The organism is Enterococcus sp. HMSC076E04 (assembly GCF_001814285.1).
Classification (GTDB): Bacteria; Bacillota; Bacilli; order Lactobacillales; family Enterococcaceae; genus Enterococcus_B; species Enterococcus_B lactis.
In genome coordinates, this window is the sequence record NZ_KV815599.1 from 1 (window position 1) to 24,818 (window position 24,818).

Genomic DNA, 24,818 nt, shown 5'->3' on the forward strand with positions numbered 1-24,818 from the left:
GAAAAACGAATACAATTTAACTCAATTTATATAGTAATAAAAATACTTTTAATGCCCAATAGGGAGACCCAGGTGCGTTATAACCTTCTGCCATCACAAGGTTCTCATAATGATACCCAATGGATAGCCGTCCGTCATAAGTAAAGATATCGTGTGTCATCCACTGCTTCATATGGTTGGAAAGAAGCGTCTTTATCTGACCCCAAGGGATTGCTTCCGCTTCTGCAAAAATCAATGCAGAAAAAAAAGCACCTTGTGCAAATCGATAGATGAGACTTCGTCCATAAGGTAACGCTTCTCCATCGGAATCGAAATAATAAATATAGTCCTTCGTAAACTCTTTTGCACGATCGATGAATTTTTCTGACCATTCAGGAAAGTCATCTTTCATTAATTTGGCAAAAATCAATCCATAATAATGAAAAGCAAAAGGAACATAGTAATCTTTTTGCGAAGATTTACCGTCGATATACCAGCCTTTTCCTACATACATCGTGTCAATAAAGCGTAATTCTGCTTCCATTTTTTCTTTATCTAATGATTCACCACAATGTTTTAAAGCGATTCGGATCAAAATTTTGAAAAATGTCCAATTATTTTTAGGTATTTTTTTATCTAAGGCTTGTTTTAGCCAATGAATCAACTGTTGTTTGGAAGTGCCTGACAGTTCATCAAAGAAATAGTTTCGATTCAATAACAGATTCAAAGATAACGCTGCCATTTCTACGATATATTGATCATAATCGTTAATATCTCCCCAATAAAATGAATCTTTTGGATTCATCCCTTTCAAGATTTTCTTTCGATAGATGTCTTTCAACTCATCTTTCGTCCCATTATTCATCCAATAAGGTGCCAGTCCCCATAATGGACGAATAAATGCCTCCATCTCTGCTCTCTTCTCGTCATAAACAGCGCCGCTACTCCCTAGACGTACTCCTGGTTTTTCACTATTGAATAGTCCCTGTTTTAAAGGCAGAATCATCTCCTCTAGTGCTTCTTCGAAATCGCGCCGCGTCAAAAATAGATTTTGTTTTAACTGATTCATGACAACCCTCCGAATTCTTTTTCTTTAGGATACCATGGTAGAAAATCGGTTTCAGGAGAGACTTCTGAGTGAGATGAAAATAAAATGAGTGAGAAAGCAGGATAATCAAAACTTAATATGTTAGCACACTTAGTATTGTTTTCTCTTGGAAGCATTTCTTGTGATTTCTTCTTTTTACTTACTCTATCTAAAATGAAAGAAATCTAATATACCTTTGAGCCATTTCCAGTAAACAATATTTACCCCATGATTTGTTAATTCGTCCACCCTAAACAGGACGGAACGGTTAGGTTATAAAAAAGCATCCACTGGATCATATAAATAAGAATCTCAGCATACATCTAAATAAAATGAACGCTAAGATCCCCTTTTAAATAGGCTTATTCACTTGTTTCTTCCAGCACTTTTGGACTATCTAACTTTTCAGAAACATGTTCCATTCTTCTCAATAAATAGATTTTCCGGATATTTAATATTATCGTCTTAATGACTGCATAGACAGGTATACAAATCAGCATGCCTAATATTCCTGCGACACTTCCTGCTCCAATCAATACCAAGATGATCGTCAGTGGATGGATATTCATTGATTTCCCAAACAACAACGGCTTGATCAAATTTCCATCTAATTGTTGGATCACTAGAATCGACAACGCCATGTACAAAGCTTGAAATGGAGAGATAAACAAACCGACAATGATTGCTGGTACTGCTCCAATAAAAGGGCCGACATATGGGATAATATTCGTGATGCCGCAAATGACCGCAAGCAATAAGCTATAAGGCTGATTGAATATTCTCATTGCCAAAAAGCTCATCACACCAATAATCAAAGCATCTAAGATCGTACTGCTGATATAGGCAGACAATGTTTCATTTAATTCTTTCACTGTTTGGCGCAACTCTTTACGAATCGCTTTCGGAAAAAAATGAGACAACGCATCAATAAATTTGTGTCCATCCTTAAACATAAACAGCAAGATAAATGGAACGGTAAATAACAAAATAAAAAATTGCATCATGAATGAAATGATTTTAGTGACACTTGCAGATAAGCTGACCAATATGATATTGAACAAATTACTGAGAGATAAATTCGCTGATGCTAATTGTTCTTCCAAATTGAAATTTTTAAACTCTTCTCGCTGCGCCAATTCATTTAACCATTTGCTTGTTTCATCTGCATAGATTGGCAGGCTCTGAGTCAATTGAATCGTCTGCTCCACTAACTGAGGCACTACATTCATGACAGTCAAAACAACTAAAATGATCACGACCAAAAATGTCAATAAAAAACCGAACACTCTCGGAATCCGATGCTTTTCGAGAAAAACAACGATTGGATCGAACATATAATAGATAAAACCAGCCACAAGCAACGGCAAAAAAATAGCCGAAAGCATTTTCAATATTGGACTAAAAATATTCGGCATTTGTAAAATAAAATACACGCCGACGATCGTGAGTACTAGCTCCACTGTCCAGAAAAATAATTTTGATTGTTTAAAACGTGATTGCATACCTCTCCTCCAAATTCCTTTGATACTTCTATTTTATCATTTAACAAAGAATTACGCGCTGAGATTTTCATTTGCTTAAAAAAAACAAAATAAAAAAGGAAAGGTATTATACTGATCAGAAGAGTACTTCAACAAAAACACGATCCACCCAAAATAAAAATCGTTTTGGGCAGATCGTTTATTGCGCAATACTGACTAAATGCAGCTTTGTGATATTTTTGTGCACGGACAATTCCTCGATCACATCGGCATAAGTGAGTCCTTTAGGAAGATCGATCGTATATATATTTTTATATACACGATAGTCATCAACGAATTTCACATCAAAATTCACATCTTCGATCACGATATTTTTCTCTTCAAAATAATCGGTAAGAAAATCTTTGGTTTCTTTTCTATGGATAAATTGGATTTCTAACTTTTTAGTCGTAGGTACATGGATCACGCGTTTCACTACTGTGAGTGCAATAGCAATCCCGATAAAACTGATGATCGCAATGGAATAGTAACCCATGCCGATGGCGATCCCTAATCCGGCAATAGCCCATAAAGAAGCGGCAGTCGTAAGTCCCGTCACTGATTGTTTCGTGACGATGATCGTTCCAGCACCTAAGAAACCGACGCCACTCACTACTTGAGCAATCAGCCTTGCTTCATCTGAACGGATCGTTCCAGCAAGCTGTGGATACGCTAAAGCATCTCTTAATGCTCCACTAGCGATCTCGACTTGGATCAATGCAATGATACATGCTCCCATACAAACTAAAATATGTGTACGCATCCCTGCTGGGCGATTTTTATATTGTCGCTCAAAGCCAATTGCTCCGCCAAATAGCATAGCGATCCCTAAACGTAAAATAATCTCTGGAATTGTCAATACCATATCATTCATCTAAACACCCTCCTGTCCAATATATCATGTCTGAAAGGAGCAGACAAAAAAAGTGCAATTTTTACCTCTTACGAAAAAGAGCGTGGGACAAAAGTAAAGAAAAACTTTTGTCTCACGCTCTAAACATGTGTAAACGGCAGAAGCAGAAGCAACTCCTTCGGAAATAAGCTGAAATTCACAAAGATTTGAAAAGCAATTTTCGTGAATTACCTCTTATTTCTTGGAGTTAAACGCTTCTGTCCCAGCCTCTTTTGTAAATTACAATTTACTTGCTGCTTCTTCATCGATGATCACAACGACATTGTCGTGGTTTTGCAATACACTTGCTGGTAAATGATTCGTTACAGGTCCTTCAATCATCCCTTTGATTGCATCAGCTTTGCTTTCGCCAAACGCCATCAAGACGATTTCTTTACTTTTCATGATCGAGCCAATTCCCATTGAAACAGCTTTTGTTGGTACATCTTCTGCTTTATCAAAGAATCGTTTGTTTGCATTGATCGTTGATTCTGTCAAATCAACTACTGAAGTTGTTCCGTCAAATGAAGCACCAGGTTCATTGAAACCGATATGTCCATTTTGCCCGATTCCTAAAATTTGGATATCGATTGGATGAGCATCGATGATTTGATCATACTTTTTGCATGCTGCTTCCAGATCTTCTGCTTTCCCATCTGGCACAAATGTTTCTTTGAATGGTTTTTTATCAAATAATTGGACATCCATGAAATGGCGGTAGCTTTGTTCATCTGAACCACCTAGTCCAACGTACTCATCTAAGTTTACAGAAGTCATTTCACTGAAATCCAAATCGCTTGAAGTCATTTCTTTATATAAAGTAACTGGTGTGCTTCCTGTTGCCAATCCTAAGACTTTTGCACCTTTGTTCATACCTTCTTTGATGATTTCAAATGCTTTTTTTCCGCCTTTTTCAGCGTTTTTTACACGAATGATTTCCATAGTGATTGCTCCTTTGTGTTTTGGTATAGCCCAATTATAACATTCTTTTTTTCTTTTTACAATAATCAGTATAGACCAAATTCTATTTTTTTCATTTTCTTGACAACAAAAGGGCATCCGTGTTAGGTTTCATAAGATGGTTCAATCAAACAATCCATGTTGCATGAAAACCAAGCACTTGATTCACTGTGGACGCTTTATGTCTACAGTTTTTTTATGAAAAAGGAGTTATTATGAGTATACTGACATTAAACAACATCACCCAGCAGTTCGGCGATAAAATCCTCTATGAAGGAGTCGATCTGCAATTAAACGCTGGCGAACATCTTGGGCTGATCGGACAAAACGGAGCCGGCAAAAGTACATTGATTAAAATCATCACTGGTGAGATCCTGCCAGATGACGGACAGATCCATTGGCAAAAAAATATTCATAAAGGTTACCTCGATCAATATGTAGAAGTCGATGAAACATTAACGATCGAAGAATTTCTAAAAACTGCGTACGCAAAAGAATACGAAAAGGAAGAAAAAATTGCTTTTCTTTACCAAACATATAGCGAGACCTTCGATGATTCCTTGCTGGAAAAAGCTGGGAAACTCCAAACGGAATTAGACCAAGGAGTGTTTTATCAAATCGACACCTTAGTTGCTGAGATGAGCAGCGGGTTGGGAATCGATGTCTTAGGTTTAGATTCACTGTTGAAAAATCTAAGTGGTGGACAACGATCAAAGGTGATTTTAGCAAAACTACTTTTAGAAAACCCAGATGTTCTGATCTTAGATGAACCAACCAATCACTTAGATGATCAGCATATCCAATGGCTGACGCAGTTTCTTCAGGATTTTGACGGTGCGTATATCGTGATTTCCCATGACCAAGAATTTCTTGATCAGATCACCACCCATATCGCAGACATCGAGTTTGGAAAGATTACTAAGTATACTGGCCATCTAAAACAAGCATTAAAACAAAAGGAACAAAATCGCGAAAGCTATTTGCGCCAATATCATGCTCAACAAAAACAAATCGAAAAGACCGAAGCTTATATTCGGAAATACAAAGCCGGTTCCCGATCAACGATGGCAAAAAGCCGACAAAAACAATTAGATAAAATCGAACGGCTGACACCTCCCGCTTCAGCAAGTAAAGCTGTCTTTGATTTTCCATTCTCTCCTATTGTCACGACGTTGGCAGTGGAAACAACTGATTTAGTCATCGGCTATGATCGACCGCTACTTGCACCCATCAATTTGACCATCCGGTTTGGTGAAAATATTGCCATTCGAGGCTTCAACGGGATTGGGAAATCTACTTTGTTAAAAACATTGATTGGTGAGATCGAAAAAATAAGTGGCGATTTCCACTTCCCAGATAACACAAAAATCAATTACTTTTCACAAGATCTGTACTGGGAAAATCCATTAGAAACACCACTACAATACTTAAGTAGTCAATTTCCAAAAGCAACTATCAAAGAATTACGTCGCCAATTAGCTAAAGCTGGACTAGTCAATCAATTAGCAAGCGAACCTCTCACTACATTAAGTGGTGGAGAACAAACCAAGGTGAAACTTGCACAGTTGACAATGAACCAAGGTAATTTACTGATTCTCGATGAACCGACGAACCATATTGATCAAGAAACGAAAGAAAGCTTACAAGATGGCATTCAGAAATTTCCAGGAACGGTGATCATCGTCTCTCATGAACAAGAATTTTATCAAGATCTTGTTCAACGAGTTATTGAGATCGAGCCAAAATAATGAGACAAAAAGACAAAAAAACTGATGATAGCATGATCATCAGTTTTTTTGTTGTTCAGTTTTCTTTTTTCTCTCGAAAAACAACGAATTGAAAGAAAAACGCACATCCCTGAAAAACAAGTCCGCTAACCGTTACACCTAACCAACCATACTGCTGCCACATGGTCGTCCCTAGCAATGAACCAGCCGCACCTCCAATAAAGTACATAAACATAAATACAGTATTATTTCGGTTGCTTGCTGCTTCACCTAGTCCTTGTACTCGTGTTTGATTGGCGACTTGACCAAATTGATTCCCGACGTCTAATAAAATAATAGCTAAAAGCAAAATGGCCAAATGGCTTCCGCCAACCAATAAAGCAATAAAACTTATTGTTTGCATAACAAGTCCCATATATACAATTTTTCTTTCAGAATAAGAATCTGCCAGTCGTCCCACGATAGGTGCAGCGACTGCTCCAGACAACCCAAAAATCGCTAATATCCCTGCTTCAAAAGTCCCCCAATTGTAAGCGGGACTGCTGATATAAAAAATCAACGTAGACCAAAAGATCGAAAATGTGCCAAACATAAAAAATCCGCTGACTGCCGCTTCTCTTAATAAACGTTGAGAGGCAACTAAATGCGGCAAACTTTTGAGTGAATCAAGGTATGAAACAGATGTACTACTTTGCTGGACAGAACGCGGCATCTTCCAGTAAAGCAGAAGTGTAAGAATCCCGACGGCACATAAAGCAAATAAATAGATCATCCGCCAAGAAAAAAGACTGGCAACAATACCAGATACCGTCCGAGAAAGCAAAATCCCCAAGAGTAAACCGCTAAGCAATGTTCCCATGACTTTTCCTCTTGCTTTTGGTCCCGCTAGTACCGCACCGTAAGGAATGATGATTTGCGGCACGATCGAAAGTAATCCTATTAAAAAAGAAGCGCATGCAAATAACGTAAACGAAGGCGCAAAAAAAGCGGCCAACAGCGAGATAGCAGATAACGCTGCCATTCGTATAATTAATTTTGGACGATCCACCACGTCCCCTAAAGGAACTAAAAACAGTAGCCCTAGTGCATAGCCTAACTGGGTCAGCATTGTCAATATCCCGACTGCACTTGTGCTAACAGATAAACTAGCTGCTACTTTTGTTCCAATCGGCTGGATATAATACATATTAGCAACAACGACGCCGCAAGTGATTGATAATAATAAAATAAGCGATGTTGTTAAAGATGTTTTTTCTTTACTCTCCATTGATTTCCCCCATTTCCTATCTTAGTTTACAACTTATGGAAAAGATTGGAAATAGAAAAATACAACTATTCGCCATACTTATTATTTTTGTCTTTGTTTTCCTTGTTTTTTCTTACGATCTTTATAAATGAAGACAACTAACCCTACTAACACAGTAACACTTGCAACCAACGTGACTGCAGTTTTGTTATATCCGTGAAACAGAGCTTCTCCACCACACGCATACAACACAGATGAAGGGATGACTCCAATCACGATCGACATTACGATTTGCTGAAGAGGCAGTTTCATCGCATCTGCAGCAAAATTGACCATAGAAGATGGGATCACCGGTATCATGTAACCTAACATTACGCCTATTTTTGGATGTCTCATTTGCCGAATGGATCGCACCCAATGATTTTTTTCAGTTTTCTTGTCTAAAAACTTCAATCGATGCATCAAAAACACAGCGGAGATATTGCCCAGAGCATTCCCTAAAACATTGATACCTGCCCCAATGAACGGACCAAAGCTCAATCCGGCAATGACACCAATAACCGAAGTAGGGATACCGGGAACAGCACACATCACTGCCGTTAATACGACTAAAAGAAGCCCTGCGAAAAATCCGTGAGAACGGATATGAGCCAGTAGCTGTGCTTTACTTGCTTTCGGGTTCAAAAATAATTGTATATCTGTCTGGTATTCCAAATACAACCGATAGCCCACCATCAGTATCAGAACGATTCCCAACGTGATCAAAATCAATCGGATTTTTTTCTTTTTCATATTACCTCCTGAAAAAAACTATATTCATTAAATAATAGTTTAACATAAAAACAAAAAAGCACCGAAATCCAAGATAGGATCTCAGTGCTTTTAAATAGTTAAAAAATTATTTAACAGTTACAGATGCGCCAACTTCTTCAAGTTTAGCTTTCAATTCGTCAGCTTCTTCTTTAGATACGCCTTCTTTAACTGGTGCAGGAGCGCCATCAACTACAGCTTTAGCTTCTTTCAAGCCTAAGCCAGTTGCTTCACGAACTGCTTTGATAACTTTAACTTTTTGGTCTCCAGCTGCAGTTAATTCTACAGTGAATTCTGTTTGTTCTTCAGCAGCAGCAGCGCCACCAGCAGCAGCTACAGCTACAGGAGCAGCAGCAGATACGCCAAATTCTTCTTCAATAGCTTTAACTAGGTCGTTAAGTTCTAGGATAGTTGCTTCTTTTAACTCAGCAACGATGTTTTCAATGTTCAATGCCATTATAATTTCCTCCGTTTAAATGTTCTTTTTTATTTAATACTTTATGCGGCAATTAAGCTGCATCTCCATCTTCTTTGTCTGCCACTGCTTTGACAGCGTAAGCCACGTTGCGGACTGGCGCTTGTAGTACAGATAGCAACATAGATAGAAGTCCTTCGCGATTTGGCAATTTTGCCAATGCTGTGATTTCTTCCAATGAAGATACTTTACCTTCGATGATACCGCCTTTGATTTCTAATGCTTTTGCTTCTTTAGCAAATTCGTCCATGATTTTCGCTGGTGCAACTACATCTTCGTTACTGAATGCAACGGCTGTAGGTCCAGTGAATACTTCGTCCATGCCTTCAAGGCCAGCTTTTTTAGCTGCACGTGAAAGAATTGAGTTTTTGATAACTTTCATTTCTACGTTAGCATCACGAAGTTGTTTACGTAAACGTGTTACTTCATCAACTGTTAATCCGCGGTAGTCAACGACTACTACTGATGCAGCTGCTGTAAATTTTTCGCTTACTTCATCAACGATTGCTGCTTTTTTTGCGATAATTGCTTCACTCATTTTTGAGTTTCACCTCCTGAATTTTGATGGAAGAGTTTTTTGAACTGAAAAGGCAAATCACTTGTATAGTTTCTTTGCTCAGCCAGTATTGTTTATCATCTATTCTCTTCGTTCATAGTGATTCTACTCGCTTTGCTCGAAAGGAAACTCCTTTCGCTTTGCTCAACCAGTATTGTTCATCATCTATTCACTTCGTTCATAGTGATTCACAATAAAAAACTCTATGCCACCGCAGACATAGAGGGACTATTGAATATATTCAATAAACGTCCTCGGTAGGAAATTAAGGCTTGGAGCCACCTACTGTCTTCGGTACAAGTTAATTATTAACCTCAACTAGCTTAGCATGCTAAACTAGTTGAGTCAAGAATTATTTTTCAGTTGGATCAATCAACGTTCTAATATTTGATTAGAAAGAAGCTTGGTCAACATGGATACCAGGTCCAAATGTTGTTGTGATCGTTACATTTTTCATGTATTGACCTTTAGCTGCTGATGGTTTAGCTTTTAGCAATACATCATGGATTGTTGCAAAGTTTTCAACTAATTTTTCATCATCAAATGAAACTTTTCCGATTGGTACATGGATGTTTCCAGCTTTGTCTACACGGTAAGTTACTTTACCAGCTTTCACTTCGTTTACTGCTTTTGTTACATCCATTGTAACTGTACCAGTTTTAGGGTTTGGCATTAAGCCTTTTGGTCCTAATACACGTCCTAGACGACCTACAGTAGCCATCATATCAGGTGTTGCAACAACTACGTCAAAGTCAAACCATCCGTTTTGGATTTTTTGAACCATGTCGTCGTCACCTACGAAATCTGCACCAGCTGCTTCAGCTTCTTTTGCTTTGTCTCCTTTAGCAAAAACTAAAACAGTTTGTGTTTTACCAGTTCCGTTTGGTAATACAACAGCACCACGGATTTGTTGGTCTGCTTTTTTAGGGTCTACGTTCAAACGGTATGCAACTTCAACTGTTGCATCAAATTTTGCAATGTTTGTTTCTTTTGCTAAAGCTACTGCTTCGGCAACAGGATAAACTTTACTTGAATCAACTTTTTTTAATGCATCTTGCATTTTTTTGCTCTTTTTAGCCATTTTGGTTCCTCCTTGATTGTGGTTATAACGGTTGTACCTCCCACGTGTTCTATATCTTTCAATATAGAGCCAACTGAGAAGCTGCTGTCTTAGGGTGTAGAGATTATTCTACAGTGATCCCCATGCTTCGTGCAGTTCCTTCAACCATGCGCATTGCTGCTTCAACGTTAGCTGCGTTTAGGTCTTCCATTTTTAATTCAGCGATTTCTCTTACTTGATCGCTAGAAACTTTCGCAACTTTATTTTTGTTTGGTTCACCTGAACCTTTTTCGATTTTAGCTGCTTTTTTCAATAGAACAGCAGCTGGCGGTGTTTTTGTAACGAATGTGAATGAACGGTCTTCGTATACAGAAATAACAACCGGAATGATCAAACCTGCTTGATCAGCTGTACGAGCGTTGAATTCTTTTGTGAATCCCATGATATTGATACCCGCTTGACCTAGTGCAGGACCTACTGGTGGAGCTGGAGTTGCTTTCCCTGCAGGAATTTGCAATTTAACGATTTTTTCTACTTTCTTTGCCACGAGACATACCTCCTTAAGTCCGTGATGTGGTTAATTGGAGATGCATATTTCTCCTCCCACGTTTTATCTGATCTGAAAAAATCCAGACAAATAATGTGCAAAACAATGCACACTGGTACAGTATAGCAAATTTATTTGTTTTTTCAAGATTTTTTTCTGCTATTTTTACATTTTGCTTGAATAAACGCTAAATTTATTCTAAAAAAACAACAATTTTTCGTTCCCATTTCTTCTTTTATGTTACACTTGCGCTAGCATGGTTCAACAGATGAAAGCAAACAATAACGCGGTTTTTTTAGACCCTTGTACAAAGATTCCTACATAACAAAATGAGGTGGAGAAAATGAAAGATTTAAGGTATAGAAGTGTCTTTGATATTATTGGACCTGTAATGATTGGTCCAAGTAGCTCCCACACAGCTGGAGCAGCTAGAATTGGGAAGATCGTACGCAGTATATTTGGCGAGCAACCTGATTCTGTAGATATTTATCTATATGAATCATTTGCAAAAACCTATCGGGGGCACGGAACAGACATTGCATTAGTTGGCGGTCTATTAGGAATGGAACCTGATGATGAACGTTTAGCTGATTCTTTGAAATTGGCATATGAAGCAGGCATGGAAGTCTTGTTTGTTCCTAAGAGTGAAAAAGCCGAACATCCGAATTCTGTAAAGATGCTTCTAAAAAAAGGAACACGAAAGCTTTCAGTTACTGGCATTTCGATCGGCGGTGGCAATATCCAGATTTCTGAATTGAATGGATTCAAAATTTCTTTAAGCATGGGAACACCTACCTTGATCGTTGTTCACCAAGATGTTCCAGGGATGATCGCTAAAGTGACTGGTATACTTTCTGAAACCAATACGAATATCGGTACTATGACAGTGACACGGGAATCAAAAGGCGAAAGTGCCATCATGATCATTGAAGTAGATAATCCTCAAGTTGAAGAAACAGTAAGAAGACTCAAACATCTGCCAAATATCGACAGCGTAAACTATTTCGATTAAGGAGCTGAAAAAATGTTTTTATCGATTGAAGAATTAGTAGACCAAGCGAAAGCTTATTCAAGTGTAGCAGAATTGATGATTGCAGTTGAAATGGAAATGAGCGGTCGTTCCCGTAGTCAGATCATTGCGATTATGGAAAAAAATCTTTCAGTAATGGAACAATCGATCAACGAGGGAAAAGAAGGTGTCACCTCCGTCACAGGGATTACCGGTGGCGACGCAAAAAAATTAGATGATTATTTGAACGAGGCAGATTTTTTGAGCGGAGAAACGATCTTAAAGGCTGTACGCAACGCTGTAGCTGTTAACGAAGTCAATGCAAAAATGGGATTGATTTGTGCTACACCGACTGCTGGAAGTGCGGGGGTTGTTCCTGGTGTGTTAATGGCTGTCCGAGATCGGCTTGGTTTGTCACATGAACAGCAATTGGAATTCTTGTTTACTGCTGGCGCTTTCGGGTTAGTAATCGCGAACAACGCTTCTATTAGTGGCGCAGAAGGGGGTTGTCAAGCAGAAGTTGGTTCTGCAAGTGCAATGGCGGCGGCAGCTTTGGTTTGCGCAAAAAACGGGACTCCTCATCAAGCAGCTCAAGCAGTAGCCATCACATTGAAAAATATGATGGGACTGATTTGCGATCCTGTTGCAGGTTTAGTTGAAGTACCTTGTGTCAAACGTAATGCTTTAGGGTCTTCTCAAGCTTTCATCTCTGCTGACATGGCATTAGCGGGTATCGAAAGTGTCATTCCACCGGATGAAGTCGTTGCTGCGATGTATCAAGTCGGACGACAAATGCCATCGATTTTCAAAGAGACAGCAGAAGGCGGCTTAGCTGTTACGCCAACTGCTAAGCGACTTACAGAAGAGATTTTAAATAAGAGGTCGTAAAAAAGCTGCCTAGTTTCGAGTATTAAGAGATTAGTTATTTCCATCACAAAAAAACGAAGAGACGCACAGTTAGGCCTCTCTTCGTTTTTTTATTAATCCATCAATTTCGTATTTTTTACTTCATCAATCGTTTTTGTTCCTGCAAGTTGCATCGTGATCGACAATTCTTTGTTCAGGTGTTCAAAAACAGAAGTTACCCCTTCTGCCCCACCTAGATTCAATCCATAGATCACTGGTCGGCCAATCGCAACTAAGTCAGCACCACTTGCCAAAGCTTTAAAGACATGTTCTCCTCGACGGACGCCAGAGTCGAAAATCACTGGTACACGTTTATTGACTACTTCGGCAATTTTTGGCAATACTTCAAAGGAAGCAGGACCTCCGTCTAATTGTCGCCCCCCATGATTAGATACCCAGATACCATCTGCCCCTGCAGAGATAGCGATGACTGCATCTTCTGGCGATTGTATTCCTTTTACGATGACTGGAAGATTGGTGATTTCTTTGATTGTTTTGATGTCATCTGGTGTCAAGCCTTGTTTTGCAGCTGCATAAATTTCTGCAATTCCTTTTCCTTCGCCATTCCCACTTGCACTTTGTTCGCTATAAGCAGCTAAATTAGGCATTGGTAATGGAAATTGGAATTGATTGATCACATCTTCTTCACGGTAACCACCGAGCGTTGAATCTGCCGTTAAAATGATGGCTTTAGCCCCTGCTTCTACTGCTTTTTTCAAAATGAACTCATTGAATCCATCGTCTTTACTCATATATAATTGGAAAAACTGCGGTGCACCTGGCGCTGCATCTGCTGCATCTTTGATTGTCGTGTTCGCATAAGTGCTGATGGAAAAGATTGATCCAGCAGCAGCTACCCCTTTAGCTGTATCAGCTTCCCCTTTTTCATGTGCCAATCCTTGGGCCGCTGATGGCGCTTGGATAATCGGTGTGTCTAATTCAATTGCAAAAACTGATGTATGCAAATCTGCTGAGTCGATTCCGCGTAATATCCGTGGCATGATTTTTTTTGTATTAAAAGAAGTCGTATTTTCTTTCATCGTCCACTCATCTTCAGAACCACCGCGAATATAGCCAAAAGCTCCTGCTTCCATGCGCTCTTTTACACGACCTTCTAGTGAGGCAATGTTTACGATATCGATTGGATGTTCTTCATTACTTGTATGATAAGTCATAGTAGATCCTTCTTTCATCTTCTTGATTACATATAAATCATACTATCCTTACAAAAAGTAAGCAAACATTTACTCTCGGATCCTTTTCTTGCTATTCGTTCCAAACAAATCGACTAACAAGCTGATCTACTTCTTGGTTTTCATGAAGCATACTATGAGCGGCATTTTCGCCTTTTACTATTTTTTCTTCTACTTCATTTCCGTGTTGTTTCAACAACGCATAGACAGCTAATGCACTGTTTAACGGTACTGTCCCATCACTCAAGTCTGCTTCATCTAATTGTCCGGCAATCAGGAAAAATCGAGTAGTTGTAGGCATATTTCCGATCATTTGCTGATAATCTTGATAGCGGCTAGAAACAACAGCAGGCCCCTTTGCTAACTCCTCTGTCAGAGATTGCCCACTGTCATCGACAAAATCATTAAAAGGTGCACCAATTGCCGTAAATGTCTGAACTTGCGGCAATGACGTATCCTGTCCATATGTTCCTAAATAGCGTAATGCACTAACCCCTCCCATGGAATGCCCCACTATGTTGACTTTGTCTATGCCCTCGTTTTCTTTCAGATACAAAAGACAAGATTTGATCCATTCTGCTTGGTTCCACTCGTTGTTTTTATTATCTTCAAACAATACTTGGACCATCGGATTGTCTGCTTTTCCAGACAAGTCCCCTTCTGCTTGTATTTGTCCATCTGCTCCTACTATTAAAACTAATTCTTTTACTGCTTTTTGATTTTTTTCCAAACGTTGCAACATCCCTTTAAAGGAATTTTCTGTCCCGCTGTAGCCATGGAAAAAAAGTGTTGGAATAGTGGTTTTTTCTATCAATTTACTGGATTCTACCGTTTTTTCTTTATCAGAAACTGCAGTAGTATTCGTCTTCGTCATCTGGCAACCACTTATCGCAAACAAGCTGATAAGCACTAAAGCTGCTGTAGCCGCATGTTTGCATACATTTTTGATTTGATTTGTCATTCGCCTCTTCCTTTCCATATAGAAAAAAGAAAGACTTGAAAGGTCAATCGTATGATCGACATTTCAAGTCTTTTTATTAATCATTAATCGATTTTATCTACTTGATCGAAATCAAGTTCTGTACTTGTTTCACGACCAAACATATCGATGTTGACTTTCAATTTTTCTTTTTCTCCATCAACTTCTGTTACTTGTCCTTCTAATCCAGCAAATGCGCCTTCGATGATTTTCACAACTTCGCCAACTTCTACTTCTAGATCATTTTGTCGTAGACTCATGCCGATAGAACGCAAGATATGATTGACTTCTTCTGGAAGTAGTGGTGCTGGTTTGCTTCCAGCTCCGTGTGAACCAACGAATCCTGTCACGCCTGGTGTGTTACGGACAACATACCAGGAAGCGTCTGTCATGATCATTTCAACAAGAACATATCCTGGAAATGTTTTATGAACGATTTCTTTTTCTTTCCCATTTTTGACTTCTGTTTCTTTTTCTTCAGGAACAACGACACGGAAAATAAAGTCGGCCATTTTCATACTTTGCGCACGAGATTCGATATTTGCTTTTACTTTGTTTTCATATCCTGAATATGTATGCAAGACATACCAGTTTTTTTCAAAAGATTCCATTGAAGGCTCCTCATTTCATTGTAAAATAAAAAAACCTCAGTACACCCGAAGTTTTTCTTTCGCTTCATTATAGCACTAAAAGCACATTGTGGCTAGCGAGTTATTTTAAGATCCAGCCAAATAAACTTTGGATTGCTGTATCCATTACGTAAAACATCAATCCGAAAAGAATAGAAGTTTCGATAACTACCAACGTATCTTTACGAAGTTGTTTTCTGTTTGGCCAAGTTACTTGTTTGATTTCATCTTTTACGCTTTTTAGAAATTTCATGAGACATCCTCCTTTGCTGTTTATTTCGTTTCTTTATGTAATGTATATTGATTACAATATTTACAAAATTTGTTGATTTCTAAACGTTCGCCGCTTTTTCCTTCACTGACTGATTTTGTGTAGTTACGAGACCCACAAACGGAACAAGCGAGTGCTGCTTTTTTCTTTGCCATTTACTTCTGCCCCCTTGCTGAGAATCAGACTTATACTTAATAACAGTATCACGTAACTTTTTACTTGTCAATTTGTGAAATAAACTATCTATTGTTTTAGATAAAATTATGATATGATTAATTTGAAATTAAGCTAAAATGAGACAATTGGAGGTATAGCGATGCTATTAAAAACACTTGTATATAAGAAAAAAGATCTGACAACCGTTACAGAGACTAGTACATTAGAAGAAGCATTAAAAATTTTAGAAACTTCCGGATACCGTTGTGTGCCGATCTTAGATTCTTCAGGGAATATTTTCCGTGGAAATATTTACAAAATGCACATCTATCGTCATAAAGCAAACGGCGGTGATATGACGCTTCCTGTCACTCATCTTTTGAAAAATGCCACAAAGTTCATTTATCTGGATACTTCTTTCTTCAAAGTATTCTTTACGATCAAAGAGCTTCCTTATATTGCTGTCCTTGACAGTGAAAATCATTTTTATGGTATTTTGACACATAGCACATTACTTAATATGCTCTCTCAATCTTGGAGCGTAGAACAAGGAAGCTATGTACTGACAATTGCTTCTACAGGAAAGCAAGGAGATCTGGCTGCTATCGCAAAAATCATTTCAAAACACAGTAGCATTGCCAGCTGCATTACTCTTGATATTGAAAAAGACGAATACATCCGACGTACATTGATTACGCTGCCGGCGAACACTGAACCAAAAGTATGTGAAACGATCGTCAACCACTTAGAGAAAAAGAATTATAAAGTGGTAGAAATCGAAAATTTGCAAAACCAAGAAGCATAATAAAAACGACAAAAGAAATACAGCTCAGCTGCTTTCTTTTGTCGTTTTTTTACAATTAGACACGCTTTTCAAAATCAAGCGAACGATCTAAATAATACATCAGTGGTGCTGAAACAGCCATGATGATGAACTCGCTTAATGCAAGTGTACCATAGGTTGTCCAAAATGCTTGGCCACCTGTCGGAACTAGCATATAAGCAATCAATCCCATGCTGATGGTAAAGAAGATCGTGTTCAATACTAAACGCATCTTTACATTTTTCACTTTGTTTTGCAACAAAGCTGTCAGACCTAAAGAAAGCAATGTTTGGCCACCACCGAAAACCACATCCATGATACCAAATCCAAAGAAGGCATTATAGACGATGACCCCGCCCAAAACTCCCCAAAGTAATTTACGGTTAAAGACAACTAAATGATTCAAACTTTCTGAAATACGAAACTGGATCGGCCCTGAGGATACAGGCGCAACTAAAATAGTTAACGCTAGATAAAGAGCCATGACGATACCATTTACAACGATTACGGACAACCGTTGTCTGCTTTTCGTTTTTTGCATTTTCTCTCCTCGTTTCTCCTAGTTTTTTTAACGCGGGATGGTTGATGAACCGCGATTATGTGAAACAAACAATAATTATAACAGACTTTTCATTTATTTCAATCTGTCTTATCTACTTTTGAAAAAAGTAAACAAGCAAAATGTAAACGTTTGCTAAAAGTCTCAAAATATGGTATAAGATAAGTGTAAGGGGTCATAAGAATTCCCAGTAAAGCAGACGAAGTAGGTTCTGCACGAACAGAATTGTTGTGAAACTTAAATAAATAAAAAAGGATGTGGGAATTTGAGCAACCTCTTACTAGAGAATAGTCTAGCAGGCAGCTGAAGGTCTAAGTGGACATACCGAACCTTGGAACTTCTCCTTACGTAAGTAATGGATGATGCGCTTGCTAGGCTTTTTTGTGTTTTTCGGTCTCCAGACCTTTTTCATTCTCCTAGTCTTCTGCTATAATAACCAAGAATTAATTTTGTAACAGGTGTTTTTTTGTAAAAAACAAGTTTCTTTCATTCCAAAAATAGAAAAAGCTTGCTAATTATTGGTTAACCAGCAAACAGGATGATTAAAATATCTTGTTTTATTGAATAGCAGGAGGAAAATATGAAATTCCATTATCATTTATTGATCAATCCATCGGCAGGCAGTGGAAACGGCCTTAAAGTAGCAGAAAAAATCTTGCCGGTATTAAAAAATAAACATGTCGACTATACCCTTCATTACAGTGAATACAAAGGACATGATGCGGAGATTACTGAAATTCTGGCAAAAGAAACATTAGTACCTTGGACAGAAGAACAGGAAACAATCGAAACTTTCCCTCTTTTGATCATCGTAGGAGGAGACGGTACCTTGCATCAGGTACTTGATACTTTCTATCAGATGGAAGTTGAATTTCCTGTTGCTTATATTCCAGCAGGCTCTGGAAATGATTTTGCTCGAGGAGCGGGACTTTCCAAGAATCCTAAAAAAGCACTTCAGCTGATTTTAGCAGCTCAATCACCAGATAAAGTCCATATAATGGCTTATGAAGAAAAAATAAGTGAAAAAAAAGGAATAGCTGTTAATAATTTCGGTATTGGGTTAGATGCGGCTATCGTCCACGCGACAAATCATTCTTCTACAAAAGAGCGATTGAACAAATACAACTTAGGTTCTTTTTCGTATTTGTTCTCTATTCTCCGGACTTTATTTACTCAAAAAGGATTTCCAATTCTAGTGGATGCAGGAGGAAAGCAGTTAAGTTTTTCAAATGCATTTTTATGTACAGCAACGAAGCATCCTTTTTTTGGAGGAGGAATCGCAATTGCTCCAACTGCAGATGCGTCTAAACCAGTCATTGATTTTGTCATGGTCGAACGAATCAATATTTTTAAAATCATATGGCTTATCCTTTTACTTATGCAGAAAAAACAATTGAAATCGAAATATTTCCATCACTACACAACAAACAGATTACGAATCGTTTCAACAACGCCGCAATATGGTCAAGAAGATGGAGAAGATGTCGCTCCTCGTCCTTTTGATCTGCAATTTTCTACAAAAAACCAGTTATTTTTCAAGTAATTTCGAGTATAAAGAAAAATTTTGCGGAAACGGTTGCTCGCATTTTTGCAAAAATTTGTCTTCATACCGAGAAACTGGCTTTTGAACACCGTTTACCAAGAAGAGCCTACAATTTCACTCCAACTCACCAAGAATAATTTCAAAAAGCGGATGAGGCACAAGTCGTGTCACATCCGCTTTTTAAGTGATCAATATTGCCGACAAATAGCGCATACGTATCGTCAGATTCTTTTATAATGTATACGGTGTAATGTTTTCCATACCAATCATTGGATCTACTAATTTCTGATTAATCGCTTCTGCAGTAAGAACGAACTCCTTAGGAACAGCAGGTTCTATCTCTTCTTTCTTTTCTTCCACAATCGATGAAGAAAACAGATCTGGTTCCACTGTTTCCATTACTTGGTTTTTCGATTCATTCGTTCCACTGTCGTCTTTTATAGGTAACTGTTCTTTTATGTCCTGCGACTCTTTCGTATAGGTCCCATCTTCAAATGGATCATTTCCAATCAAAGAATCTTCATAAGCTGCTAATTTTGTCCGCAGAGTGATAGTCATTTTTTCATTATCGATGATTCTTGATTTCAACGTAGTCATTCGGCTTGCCGATTCATTCGCTACACAAGTGGCATACGCTTGCTCTTCCCCTAACAAAATCAACAGTTCCTTACTCCGAGTAACCGCCGTGTAGAGTAGATTACGCTGAAGCATGCGCTGATATTGATGAACCATGGGCAAAATGACCATTTTGAATTCACTGCCCTGTGATTTATGGATCGAGCAACAATAAGAAAGAGTAATTTTATTCCACTCGTTTCTTTTATAAGTGACCTCATTTGCATCAAACTGGATAACTAATTCATCCACTTTATCTTCCGAATCTTTTGCCAAGATAATCCCCGTGATTTCTCCCATATCCCCATTGAATACATTCAATTCAGGAGTATTGACTAACTGGAGTACTTTGTCTCCTATCCGATAAACGGTGTCGTTCCAATGCACTTCCTTTTTCCCAGGTCTCCCTGGATTGAATATCTCCTGCATCATTTTATTTAACGCATCGATTCCTGCAGGTCCCCGATACATTGGTGCTAATACTTGGATATCTTGTGCACGGAATCCCTTATTTTTCGCCTTTTCCACAATTTTAGAGATCAGGGGTTCAATTTGATACGCGTCGCTTCGGAAATAGGAACGATCTTTTTGATTCTTTGTGAAATCTTTTGGTAGACGCCCTTCTTTGATTTCATGGGCAAGAGGAATAATACTAGAACCATCACCTTGTCGATAGATCTGATTGAGTTCCATTTTAGGAATTTGTTCGATTTCCAAAAGGTCATGTAGCACTTGTCCAGGACCGACAGAAGGAAGCTGATCTTTATCTCCTACTAGGATAACTTGCATATTCGTCGGAATCGCTTTGAATAATGTGTTAGCCAGCCATGTATCGACCATAGACATCTCATCAACGATCAAAAGTCCGCCTTCTAATTCTTTCGTGCTGACTGAAGGTGTTTTTTCTCGTCCATTCAGCCCAAGTAAACGATGGATTGTGCTGGCAGGCAGACCTGTTGTCTCGTTCATTCGTTTAGCTGCCCGGCCAGTGGGCGCTGCAAGCAGAATAGGAAAAATTTCTTGGGTATATTTTGACGGGTCCAATTCCAGACCATTCAACTCTGCAAAAAGATTAACGATCCCATTGATCACAGTAGTTTTCCCCGTACCTGGTCCTCCTGTTAAAATAAATAGAGGAGAACGGATGGCTTCAGCGATTGCTTGTTCTTGCGAGGGTCCATATTGTATACCGAATATTTTTTCGATACGCCGAATATTTTTCTGCACTTCTTTTTCAGGATAATGGATTTCTTTTTTACGGCTGAGCAGACGTTGGATGGAATTGCCGATTCCCCATTCAGAAAAATACAAACTGTTTTCGTAAAGATTCGTTTCTTCTTGTTGGATTTTTCCTTCTTCAACAAGCTGGATAATCACAGTAGCAACCTGATCAGGCAGAATTTCGATTGGACGACTTGTTTCTAAAATACGGATGGTTTGCTGAAGCAATGTTTCCGCCGGTACGTATGTATCTCCTGTTTGAACAGCATGCTGAAAAATCTGATGCAAGATGGCTGCTCGGATTCTTCTAGGTGAATCTGCTGCAATACCGATTTGTTCGGCTAGATTATCTGCACGTTTGAACCCGATTCCTTCTATGTCTTCGACTAGCTGATACGGATTTTCTTCGATGATATCCAAAGACTCGTTCTTATAGGTCTGATAAATACTGAAGGCTAACTGACTACCGAATCCATAACGATTCAATCCCATGATTACTTGATCCATCCCGTGATTTAGACGAATCGTTTCAGCAAGCATTTCTCTTTTTGGCTTCGTTAAACCAGAGACTTGTTTTAATACCGAAGGATCAGCAATGATTTTTTCGATAGCATCTTCTCCCAGCAACTCGACGATTTTCTCTGCTGTTTTCTTACCGATCCCAGGGAATTTTTCGCTGGAAAGATAAGCTACGATCCCATTCGCAGTTGTTGGTTTTTCTTGCTCATATCTTTCGACTTTAAGCTGTCTTCCGTATTTAGGGTGATCCACTAGTTCTCCATAAAAACGATAGGTCTCATTTTCTTGGATATCGCCAAAGCTTCCGGTAACTACAATTTCTTTTTCACGGTAATCAGCTGTGGTTTCGCTGATGTGTACCAAAAGCACTTTGTAAAAATTACTAGGATTTTGAAAAAAAATCGCGGCAACTGTACCAACGAAATAAGGCATTTCTTCTGGCTGCATCGGAAGCCGCCTCCTTCTTCTATAGTAAAGGTTCTGGTGCTGTTTCAGTTCCTAAAAAATCTGTTTGGTTCCATACTTTCAGTTCATACGTCAATAATTTGCAAGGCTCTTCAGTCTCTAAAATCGTCAGGCTGCTATTGAACAAACCGCCCATTTCCCGCAACTCACTTAGCTCTTTCCCTGTCATCCATTGAATGGCAGCAGTTAATGAGGCCCCATGACCTACGAATAAAAGAGGTCCGTTTTTATGTTGAGCAACCGCATCCGCTACAACAGTTTCAATACGTGTGATTGCTGATTCAATCGTTTCTCCATGAAAAGGAGAAGGATCATATAGATCTAAGTGATTACGCAAATTCGGCAGATTCTCTGGGTATTTCTGATACATTTCATCGATTGATTGTCCTTCTAAAGTACCTAGCCCTAGTTCTCGCAGTTTATCTGTATAAAAAATCTCTACCGGACGAGCAAGCTCTTTATTGATACCTTCTGCTGTATCGCGTGCTCGTTTTGCTGTACTGGAATAAATTGCTTTAAAAGGAACATATTTTACTTTTTTCCCAAATGCTTTGATTTCTTCATAACTTTGAGGCAAAAGCGGAGAATCGCCATTGCTCCCTTGAAAACGTCTTTCCTGATTCCATTGTGTCTTCCCATGTCGGGTAAAATATAGTTCCATACGCAGCAAACTCCTGTCTTTCTTTTATTTTACTCTATAATAAACTGTCTAATCCAGCTTGTCATTTTCATAATGGTGCGTTAATTCTAAATTAGGGAATCCTTGCTGACGAAGTGCTTCGTACACAATCATTGCAGCTGTATTCGATAAATTCAATGAACGAACATGCTCATCATTCATAGGGATGCGCAAACACTTTTCCTCGTTTTCGCGCATAAACGCTTCTGGCAAGCCAGTTGTTTCCTTTCCAAATAAAAAGAAGTGCTCTTCTCCATCAGCAAAATTTTCTTCACTGTATACCTTATGGGCAAATTTTGAGATCAAGTGTAGTTTACGATCACCTAAAAATGCTAAAAAAGCTTCTAAATCACTGTGATAAGTAATATTTACATCATTCCAATAATCTAACCCTGCTCGTTTCAGATGTTTGTCATCCGTTGAAAAACCTAGGGGCTCAATTAAATGAAGCGGCGTATTCGTGGCCGCACACGTACGGGCAATATTTCCGGTGTTTGCAGGTATTAACGGTTCGAATAAAACGATATGATTCATCAGGATCATTCCTCTCATATTTATGTTCGTTTCTATTTCCTGACAATTTGATTTTTGCATAAAAAAAAACGTATCAACTCGGTGTCAGTCACTGCGAGTCGTTACGTTAGTGAAGCTCTTCTCACTAACTTTTATCAGAACAGGAACCTGATAAAAACCAATGAAAAAACAACTTGTTGCTACAATAACACCCTCAACTTACTTTTGCAACCTCTACTCTTTAAAAACTACTAGAAAACCGTTTTCTCTTAGTTCCTTTTAATAATTCTATGTCAATTGTAATCTTATTCAAAGGATTCTTGTACAAGTCTGCTTTGATTTCTTCCTCCACTTGCCACTCTAAGGGCGACATTGCTAAAAGATCTTTTCGATTTTCTTCTGGTATCTCAAATTCATAGGTCACACGCTGACGTTCAGTTAGTTTCATTGATTCAGTAAACTTTGCGACTACACGATCATTGGAATAACTTTGCTTTTCAGGTTGATTCGGATAAAAAGCCTGGCGCAGTTCTTTTAAATAATTTTCTTGCGGCACTACTTTCAGCACCTCTCCATCTTCTGACAGTACACGTTGAAATTCTTGGTAATGAGAAGGCGAAAAGATATTTAAGATCGTGTTAAATGTCTGATCAGCAAATGGCAAATTGGTCAAATCCGCTACACACCAAAATGCCTCGACAGATTGTTCCGTAGCTGCATAGACCCCTTCTTTTGAAATATCAAATCCAACAGCAGTTTGAATCTTTTTCAATTTTGAAAGTTCATTCAAGAAGCTTCCTTCTCCGCAGCCGACATCTAATAGCGAGACTTCATTAGGCAGATGCTGTGCGATAGTCTCAATAACAGGCTGATACATGCCTGATTGGATCATTCTACGCCTTGGAACGAACATTTCTTGATCATATTCTGTTTTAACCGCGTGGGATAAAAAGTAAAGTGTTCCTTTTTTGGACAGATCAAAACGGTGATTCTTTTTGCATATCAAGCCATTATCAGAATTTTCTACCTCTTCTTGGCAAACTGGACAGCGGAACAGCTGATGTTTTTCTGCCAAAAACTGGCGTCCTCGGTCAATTTTTTTTAACATAGTTCCCCCTCATTTCTGTTTTATCTTACCGTTAGATGCTCACTTTGGCAACTGGTAAAAATATGATACAATGCCTAGAAGAAAGCGAAAGACAAAGGAGAAGATCAGATGATCAAAGAATTTTGTGCTGAAAACTACACATCTATTCCTCTGGCAATTGCCAGAGGAGCTAACCGAATCGAATTATGTGACAACTTAGCGGTCGGCGGAACGACCCCAAGTACTGGTGTGATCGAAGAAACATTAAGTTACGCAGGGGAAAAAAATATCCCTGTAATGACGATTATCCGTCCTAGAGGGGGTGATTTTGTCTATAACGATATCGAATTGAAAATTATGCATACTGATTTGATTGAAGCAAAGAAATTAGGGACGGATGGCGTAGTTTTTGGTTGTCTTACTCCCTCAGGATGGCTAGACGAAGAAGCATTGGAACTATTGATCGAAACCGCAGAAGGCGTACAGATCACCTTCCATATGGCTTTTGACAGTATTCCTGAAGAACGGCAATTTGAAGCAATCGATTGGCTGGCAGCGCACGGTGTTGACCGTATCTTGACGCATGGCGGCCCTGCTGATCAAACGATTGAAGAACATTTCCCACGGCTCAAAGAATTGATTGACTATGCAGATGGCCGTTTGATCATTTTGCCCGGTGGTGGCGTAACAGCAGCGAATGCAGCACATGTAGCTAAAGAATTAAACGTGAGTGAAGTCCACGGAACTAAAATCGTTGAACTTCAGCCATAATCTTATAAACAAAAAACATTG

Annotated in this window: 25 protein-coding genes, 1 pseudogene, 1 riboswitch and 1 other annotated feature; of the genes and pseudogenes, 6 read left to right on the forward strand and 20 right to left on the reverse strand. The window is 38.7% G+C overall.

Annotated features, from left to right (window positions below):
- Positions 1-31: 31 nt before the first annotated feature.
- From HMPREF2961_RS07325 to nagB, 4 genes and pseudogenes are all read right to left on the reverse strand, one after another.
- Positions 32-1,048 (reverse strand): annotated as a pseudogene (locus HMPREF2961_RS07325) (DUF2264 domain-containing protein); the annotation flags it as partial.
- Positions 1,049-1,428: 380 nt separating this feature from the next.
- Positions 1,429-2,568, reverse strand: coding sequence for an AI-2E family transporter (locus tag HMPREF2961_RS07330; RefSeq protein WP_002290560.1), 1,140 nt, complete (start codon positions 2,566-2,568; stop codon positions 1,429-1,431).
- A gap of 178 nt (positions 2,569-2,746) precedes the next feature.
- Positions 2,747-3,460, reverse strand: coding sequence for an MgtC/SapB family protein (locus HMPREF2961_RS07335; protein WP_002290559.1), 714 nt, complete (start codon positions 3,458-3,460; stop codon positions 2,747-2,749).
- Positions 3,461-3,718: 258 nt separating this feature from the next.
- A complete protein-coding gene (gene nagB / locus HMPREF2961_RS07340; RefSeq protein WP_002315673.1) occupies positions 3,719-4,420 on the reverse strand; it encodes a glucosamine-6-phosphate deaminase in 702 nt (233 codons plus the stop codon).
- A gap of 233 nt (positions 4,421-4,653) precedes the next feature.
- Between nagB and HMPREF2961_RS07345 the strand changes: the two genes are divergently transcribed.
- Positions 4,654-6,186: an ABC-F family ATP-binding cassette domain-containing protein gene (locus tag HMPREF2961_RS07345; RefSeq protein ID WP_002290558.1), complete on the forward strand. Its 1,533-nt coding sequence runs from the start codon at positions 4,654-4,656 to the stop codon at positions 6,184-6,186.
- 55 nt (positions 6,187-6,241) lie between these two features.
- On the opposite strand, the gene HMPREF2961_RS07350 is transcribed toward HMPREF2961_RS07345, so the two are convergent.
- The 6 genes from HMPREF2961_RS07350 to rplK all read right to left on the reverse strand — a co-directional run bounded on the left by HMPREF2961_RS07350 (position 6,242) and on the right by rplK (position 10,859).
- Positions 6,242-7,432: an MFS transporter gene (locus HMPREF2961_RS07350; protein WP_070704436.1), complete on the reverse strand. Its 1,191-nt coding sequence runs from the start codon at positions 7,430-7,432 to the stop codon at positions 6,242-6,244.
- 81 nt (positions 7,433-7,513) lie between these two features.
- On the reverse strand, positions 7,514-8,203 hold the full coding sequence (locus HMPREF2961_RS07355) for a TVP38/TMEM64 family protein (RefSeq protein ID WP_002291632.1): 690 nt from the start codon (positions 8,201-8,203) through the stop codon (positions 7,514-7,516).
- 106 nt (positions 8,204-8,309) lie between these two features.
- Entirely contained in the window at positions 8,310-8,678 is a 369-nt protein-coding gene (gene rplL / locus HMPREF2961_RS07360; RefSeq protein ID WP_002291633.1) for a 50S ribosomal protein L7/L12, read from the reverse strand.
- A gap of 52 nt (positions 8,679-8,730) precedes the next feature.
- Positions 8,731-9,234 (reverse strand): 50S ribosomal protein L10, encoded by a 504-nt coding sequence (gene rplJ, locus HMPREF2961_RS07365; protein WP_002291634.1) that lies wholly within the window; start codon positions 9,232-9,234, stop codon positions 8,731-8,733.
- 203 nt (positions 9,235-9,437) lie between these two features.
- Positions 9,438-9,565, reverse strand: a sequence feature (ribosomal protein L10 leader region).
- Positions 9,566-9,643: 78 nt separating this feature from the next.
- Positions 9,644-10,333, reverse strand: coding sequence for a 50S ribosomal protein L1 (gene rplA / locus HMPREF2961_RS07370; RefSeq protein WP_002291636.1), 690 nt, complete (start codon positions 10,331-10,333; stop codon positions 9,644-9,646).
- A 103-nt stretch (positions 10,334-10,436) separates the two neighbouring features.
- Positions 10,437-10,859 (reverse strand): 50S ribosomal protein L11, encoded by a 423-nt coding sequence (gene rplK / locus HMPREF2961_RS07375; protein ID WP_002291638.1) that lies wholly within the window; start codon positions 10,857-10,859, stop codon positions 10,437-10,439.
- Positions 10,860-11,202: 343 nt separating this feature from the next.
- On the opposite strand from rplK, the gene sdaAB reads away from it, so the two are divergent.
- Both sdaAB and sdaAA read left to right on the forward strand, forming a co-directional pair.
- Positions 11,203-11,871: an L-serine ammonia-lyase, iron-sulfur-dependent subunit beta gene (sdaAB, locus tag HMPREF2961_RS07380; RefSeq protein WP_002315670.1), complete on the forward strand. Its 669-nt coding sequence runs from the start codon at positions 11,203-11,205 to the stop codon at positions 11,869-11,871.
- Between the two features lie 12 nt (positions 11,872-11,883).
- Positions 11,884-12,756, forward strand: coding sequence for an L-serine ammonia-lyase, iron-sulfur-dependent, subunit alpha (gene sdaAA, locus HMPREF2961_RS07385; RefSeq protein ID WP_002309997.1), 873 nt, complete (start codon positions 11,884-11,886; stop codon positions 12,754-12,756).
- Between the two features lie 92 nt (positions 12,757-12,848).
- On the opposite strand, the gene HMPREF2961_RS07390 is transcribed toward sdaAA, so the two are convergent.
- The 5 genes from HMPREF2961_RS07390 to rpmG all read right to left on the reverse strand — a co-directional run bounded on the left by HMPREF2961_RS07390 (position 12,849) and on the right by rpmG (position 16,001).
- Positions 12,849-13,949 (reverse strand): lactate oxidase, encoded by a 1,101-nt coding sequence (locus HMPREF2961_RS07390; RefSeq protein WP_070704439.1) that lies wholly within the window; start codon positions 13,947-13,949, stop codon positions 12,849-12,851.
- Between the two features lie 91 nt (positions 13,950-14,040).
- Positions 14,041-14,946, reverse strand: coding sequence for an alpha/beta fold hydrolase (locus HMPREF2961_RS07395; protein WP_083314214.1), 906 nt, complete (start codon positions 14,944-14,946; stop codon positions 14,041-14,043).
- A gap of 65 nt (positions 14,947-15,011) precedes the next feature.
- Positions 15,012-15,557 carry a transcription termination/antitermination protein NusG gene (gene nusG, locus HMPREF2961_RS07400; protein ID WP_002294580.1) on the reverse strand — a complete coding sequence of 182 codons (546 nt, stop codon included), beginning with the start codon at positions 15,555-15,557 and terminating at the stop codon, positions 15,012-15,014.
- 100 nt (positions 15,558-15,657) lie between these two features.
- Positions 15,658-15,828: a preprotein translocase subunit SecE gene (secE, locus tag HMPREF2961_RS07405; RefSeq protein WP_002309994.1), complete on the reverse strand. Its 171-nt coding sequence runs from the start codon at positions 15,826-15,828 to the stop codon at positions 15,658-15,660.
- A 20-nt stretch (positions 15,829-15,848) separates the two neighbouring features.
- On the reverse strand, positions 15,849-16,001 hold the full coding sequence (rpmG, locus tag HMPREF2961_RS07410) for a 50S ribosomal protein L33 (protein ID WP_002294578.1): 153 nt from the start codon (positions 15,999-16,001) through the stop codon (positions 15,849-15,851).
- Positions 16,002-16,162: 161 nt separating this feature from the next.
- On the opposite strand from rpmG, the gene cbpA reads away from it, so the two are divergent.
- Positions 16,163-16,807 (forward strand): cyclic di-AMP binding protein CbpA, encoded by a 645-nt coding sequence (gene cbpA / locus HMPREF2961_RS07415; protein ID WP_002315667.1) that lies wholly within the window; start codon positions 16,163-16,165, stop codon positions 16,805-16,807.
- Positions 16,808-16,862: 55 nt separating this feature from the next.
- Here the strand turns inward: cbpA and HMPREF2961_RS07420 are convergent, their stop codons facing one another.
- Positions 16,863-17,366, reverse strand: coding sequence for a QueT transporter family protein (locus tag HMPREF2961_RS07420; RefSeq protein ID WP_002315666.1), 504 nt, complete (start codon positions 17,364-17,366; stop codon positions 16,863-16,865).
- A 12-nt stretch (positions 17,367-17,378) separates the two neighbouring features.
- Positions 17,379-17,425, reverse strand: a riboswitch (PreQ1 riboswitch).
- 539 nt (positions 17,426-17,964) lie between these two features.
- Between HMPREF2961_RS07420 and HMPREF2961_RS07425 the strand changes: the two genes are divergently transcribed.
- On the forward strand, positions 17,965-18,927 hold the full coding sequence (locus HMPREF2961_RS07425; RefSeq protein WP_002315665.1) for a diacylglycerol/lipid kinase family protein: 963 nt from the start codon (positions 17,965-17,967) through the stop codon (positions 18,925-18,927).
- Between the two features lie 231 nt (positions 18,928-19,158).
- Here HMPREF2961_RS07425 and HMPREF2961_RS07430 read toward each other — a convergent pair whose 3' ends face one another.
- The 4 genes from HMPREF2961_RS07430 to HMPREF2961_RS07445 all read right to left on the reverse strand — a co-directional run bounded on the left by HMPREF2961_RS07430 (position 19,159) and on the right by HMPREF2961_RS07445 (position 24,047).
- Positions 19,159-21,729, reverse strand: a complete 2,571-nt coding sequence (locus HMPREF2961_RS07430) for an SF1B family DNA helicase RecD2 (protein WP_002315664.1) — start codon at positions 21,727-21,729, stop codon at positions 19,159-19,161.
- 19 nt (positions 21,730-21,748) lie between these two features.
- Positions 21,749-22,408, reverse strand: a complete 660-nt coding sequence (locus tag HMPREF2961_RS07435; protein WP_002315663.1) for a histidine phosphatase family protein — start codon at positions 22,406-22,408, stop codon at positions 21,749-21,751.
- A 48-nt stretch (positions 22,409-22,456) separates the two neighbouring features.
- Complete coding sequence (trmL, locus tag HMPREF2961_RS07440) at positions 22,457-22,960, reverse strand: tRNA (uridine(34)/cytosine(34)/5-carboxymethylaminomethyluridine(34)-2'-O)-methyltransferase TrmL (RefSeq protein ID WP_002328916.1); 504 nt, start codon at positions 22,958-22,960, stop codon at positions 22,457-22,459.
- Between the two features lie 220 nt (positions 22,961-23,180).
- Positions 23,181-24,047, reverse strand: coding sequence for a methyltransferase domain-containing protein (locus HMPREF2961_RS07445; protein ID WP_070704445.1), 867 nt, complete (start codon positions 24,045-24,047; stop codon positions 23,181-23,183).
- Between the two features lie 108 nt (positions 24,048-24,155).
- Here HMPREF2961_RS07445 and HMPREF2961_RS07450 point away from each other — a divergent pair, with 108 nt between their 5' ends.
- Positions 24,156-24,797 (forward strand): copper homeostasis protein CutC, encoded by a 642-nt coding sequence (locus HMPREF2961_RS07450; protein WP_002309986.1) that lies wholly within the window; start codon positions 24,156-24,158, stop codon positions 24,795-24,797.
- The last annotated feature ends 21 nt before the right edge of the window (positions 24,798-24,818 follow it).

Coding starts and splice junctions, on each gene's coding strand:
- HMPREF2961_RS07445 (WP_070704445.1), bottom strand. CDS start 24,047: ATGTTAAAAAAAATTGACCGAGGACGCCAGTTTTTGGCAGAAAAACAT.
- HMPREF2961_RS07350 (WP_070704436.1), bottom strand. CDS start 7,432: ATGGAGAGTAAAGAAAAAACATCTTTAACAACATCGCTTATTTTATTA.
- nusG (WP_002294580.1), bottom strand. CDS start 15,557: ATGGAATCTTTTGAAAAAAACTGGTATGTCTTGCATACATATTCAGGA.
- HMPREF2961_RS07450 (WP_002309986.1), top strand. CDS start 24,156: ATGATCAAAGAATTTTGTGCTGAAAACTACACATCTATTCCTCTGGCA.
- HMPREF2961_RS07330 (WP_002290560.1), bottom strand. CDS start 2,568: ATGCAATCACGTTTTAAACAATCAAAATTATTTTTCTGGACAGTGGAG.
- nagB (WP_002315673.1), bottom strand. CDS start 4,420: ATGGAAATCATTCGTGTAAAAAACGCTGAAAAAGGCGGAAAAAAAGCA.
- HMPREF2961_RS07425 (WP_002315665.1), top strand. CDS start 17,965: ATGAAATTCCATTATCATTTATTGATCAATCCATCGGCAGGCAGTGGA.
- secE (WP_002309994.1), bottom strand. CDS start 15,828: ATGAAATTTCTAAAAAGCGTAAAAGATGAAATCAAACAAGTAACTTGG.
- HMPREF2961_RS07430 (WP_002315664.1), bottom strand. CDS start 21,729: ATGCAGCCAGAAGAAATGCCTTATTTCGTTGGTACAGTTGCCGCGATT.
- cbpA (WP_002315667.1), top strand. CDS start 16,163: ATGCTATTAAAAACACTTGTATATAAGAAAAAAGATCTGACAACCGTT.
- HMPREF2961_RS07335 (WP_002290559.1), bottom strand. CDS start 3,460: ATGAATGATATGGTATTGACAATTCCAGAGATTATTTTACGTTTAGGG.
- rplL (WP_002291633.1), bottom strand. CDS start 8,678: ATGGCATTGAACATTGAAAACATCGTTGCTGAGTTAAAAGAAGCAACT.
- HMPREF2961_RS07345 (WP_002290558.1), top strand. CDS start 4,654: ATGAGTATACTGACATTAAACAACATCACCCAGCAGTTCGGCGATAAA.
- HMPREF2961_RS07420 (WP_002315666.1), bottom strand. CDS start 17,366: ATGCAAAAAACGAAAAGCAGACAACGGTTGTCCGTAATCGTTGTAAAT.
- HMPREF2961_RS07395 (WP_083314214.1), bottom strand. CDS start 14,946: ATGGAAAGGAAGAGGCGAATGACAAATCAAATCAAAAATGTATGCAAA.
- HMPREF2961_RS07435 (WP_002315663.1), bottom strand. CDS start 22,408: ATGGAACTATATTTTACCCGACATGGGAAGACACAATGGAATCAGGAA.
- sdaAB (WP_002315670.1), top strand. CDS start 11,203: ATGAAAGATTTAAGGTATAGAAGTGTCTTTGATATTATTGGACCTGTA.
- HMPREF2961_RS07355 (WP_002291632.1), bottom strand. CDS start 8,203: ATGAAAAAGAAAAAAATCCGATTGATTTTGATCACGTTGGGAATCGTT.
- rplA (WP_002291636.1), bottom strand. CDS start 10,333: ATGGCTAAAAAGAGCAAAAAAATGCAAGATGCATTAAAAAAAGTTGAT.
- sdaAA (WP_002309997.1), top strand. CDS start 11,884: ATGTTTTTATCGATTGAAGAATTAGTAGACCAAGCGAAAGCTTATTCA.
- HMPREF2961_RS07390 (WP_070704439.1), bottom strand. CDS start 13,949: ATGACTTATCATACAAGTAATGAAGAACATCCAATCGATATCGTAAAC.
- rplJ (WP_002291634.1), bottom strand. CDS start 9,234: ATGAGTGAAGCAATTATCGCAAAAAAAGCAGCAATCGTTGATGAAGTA.
- rpmG (WP_002294578.1), bottom strand. CDS start 16,001: ATGGCAAAGAAAAAAGCAGCACTCGCTTGTTCCGTTTGTGGGTCTCGT.
- trmL (WP_002328916.1), bottom strand. CDS start 22,960: ATGAATCATATCGTTTTATTCGAACCGTTAATACCTGCAAACACCGGA.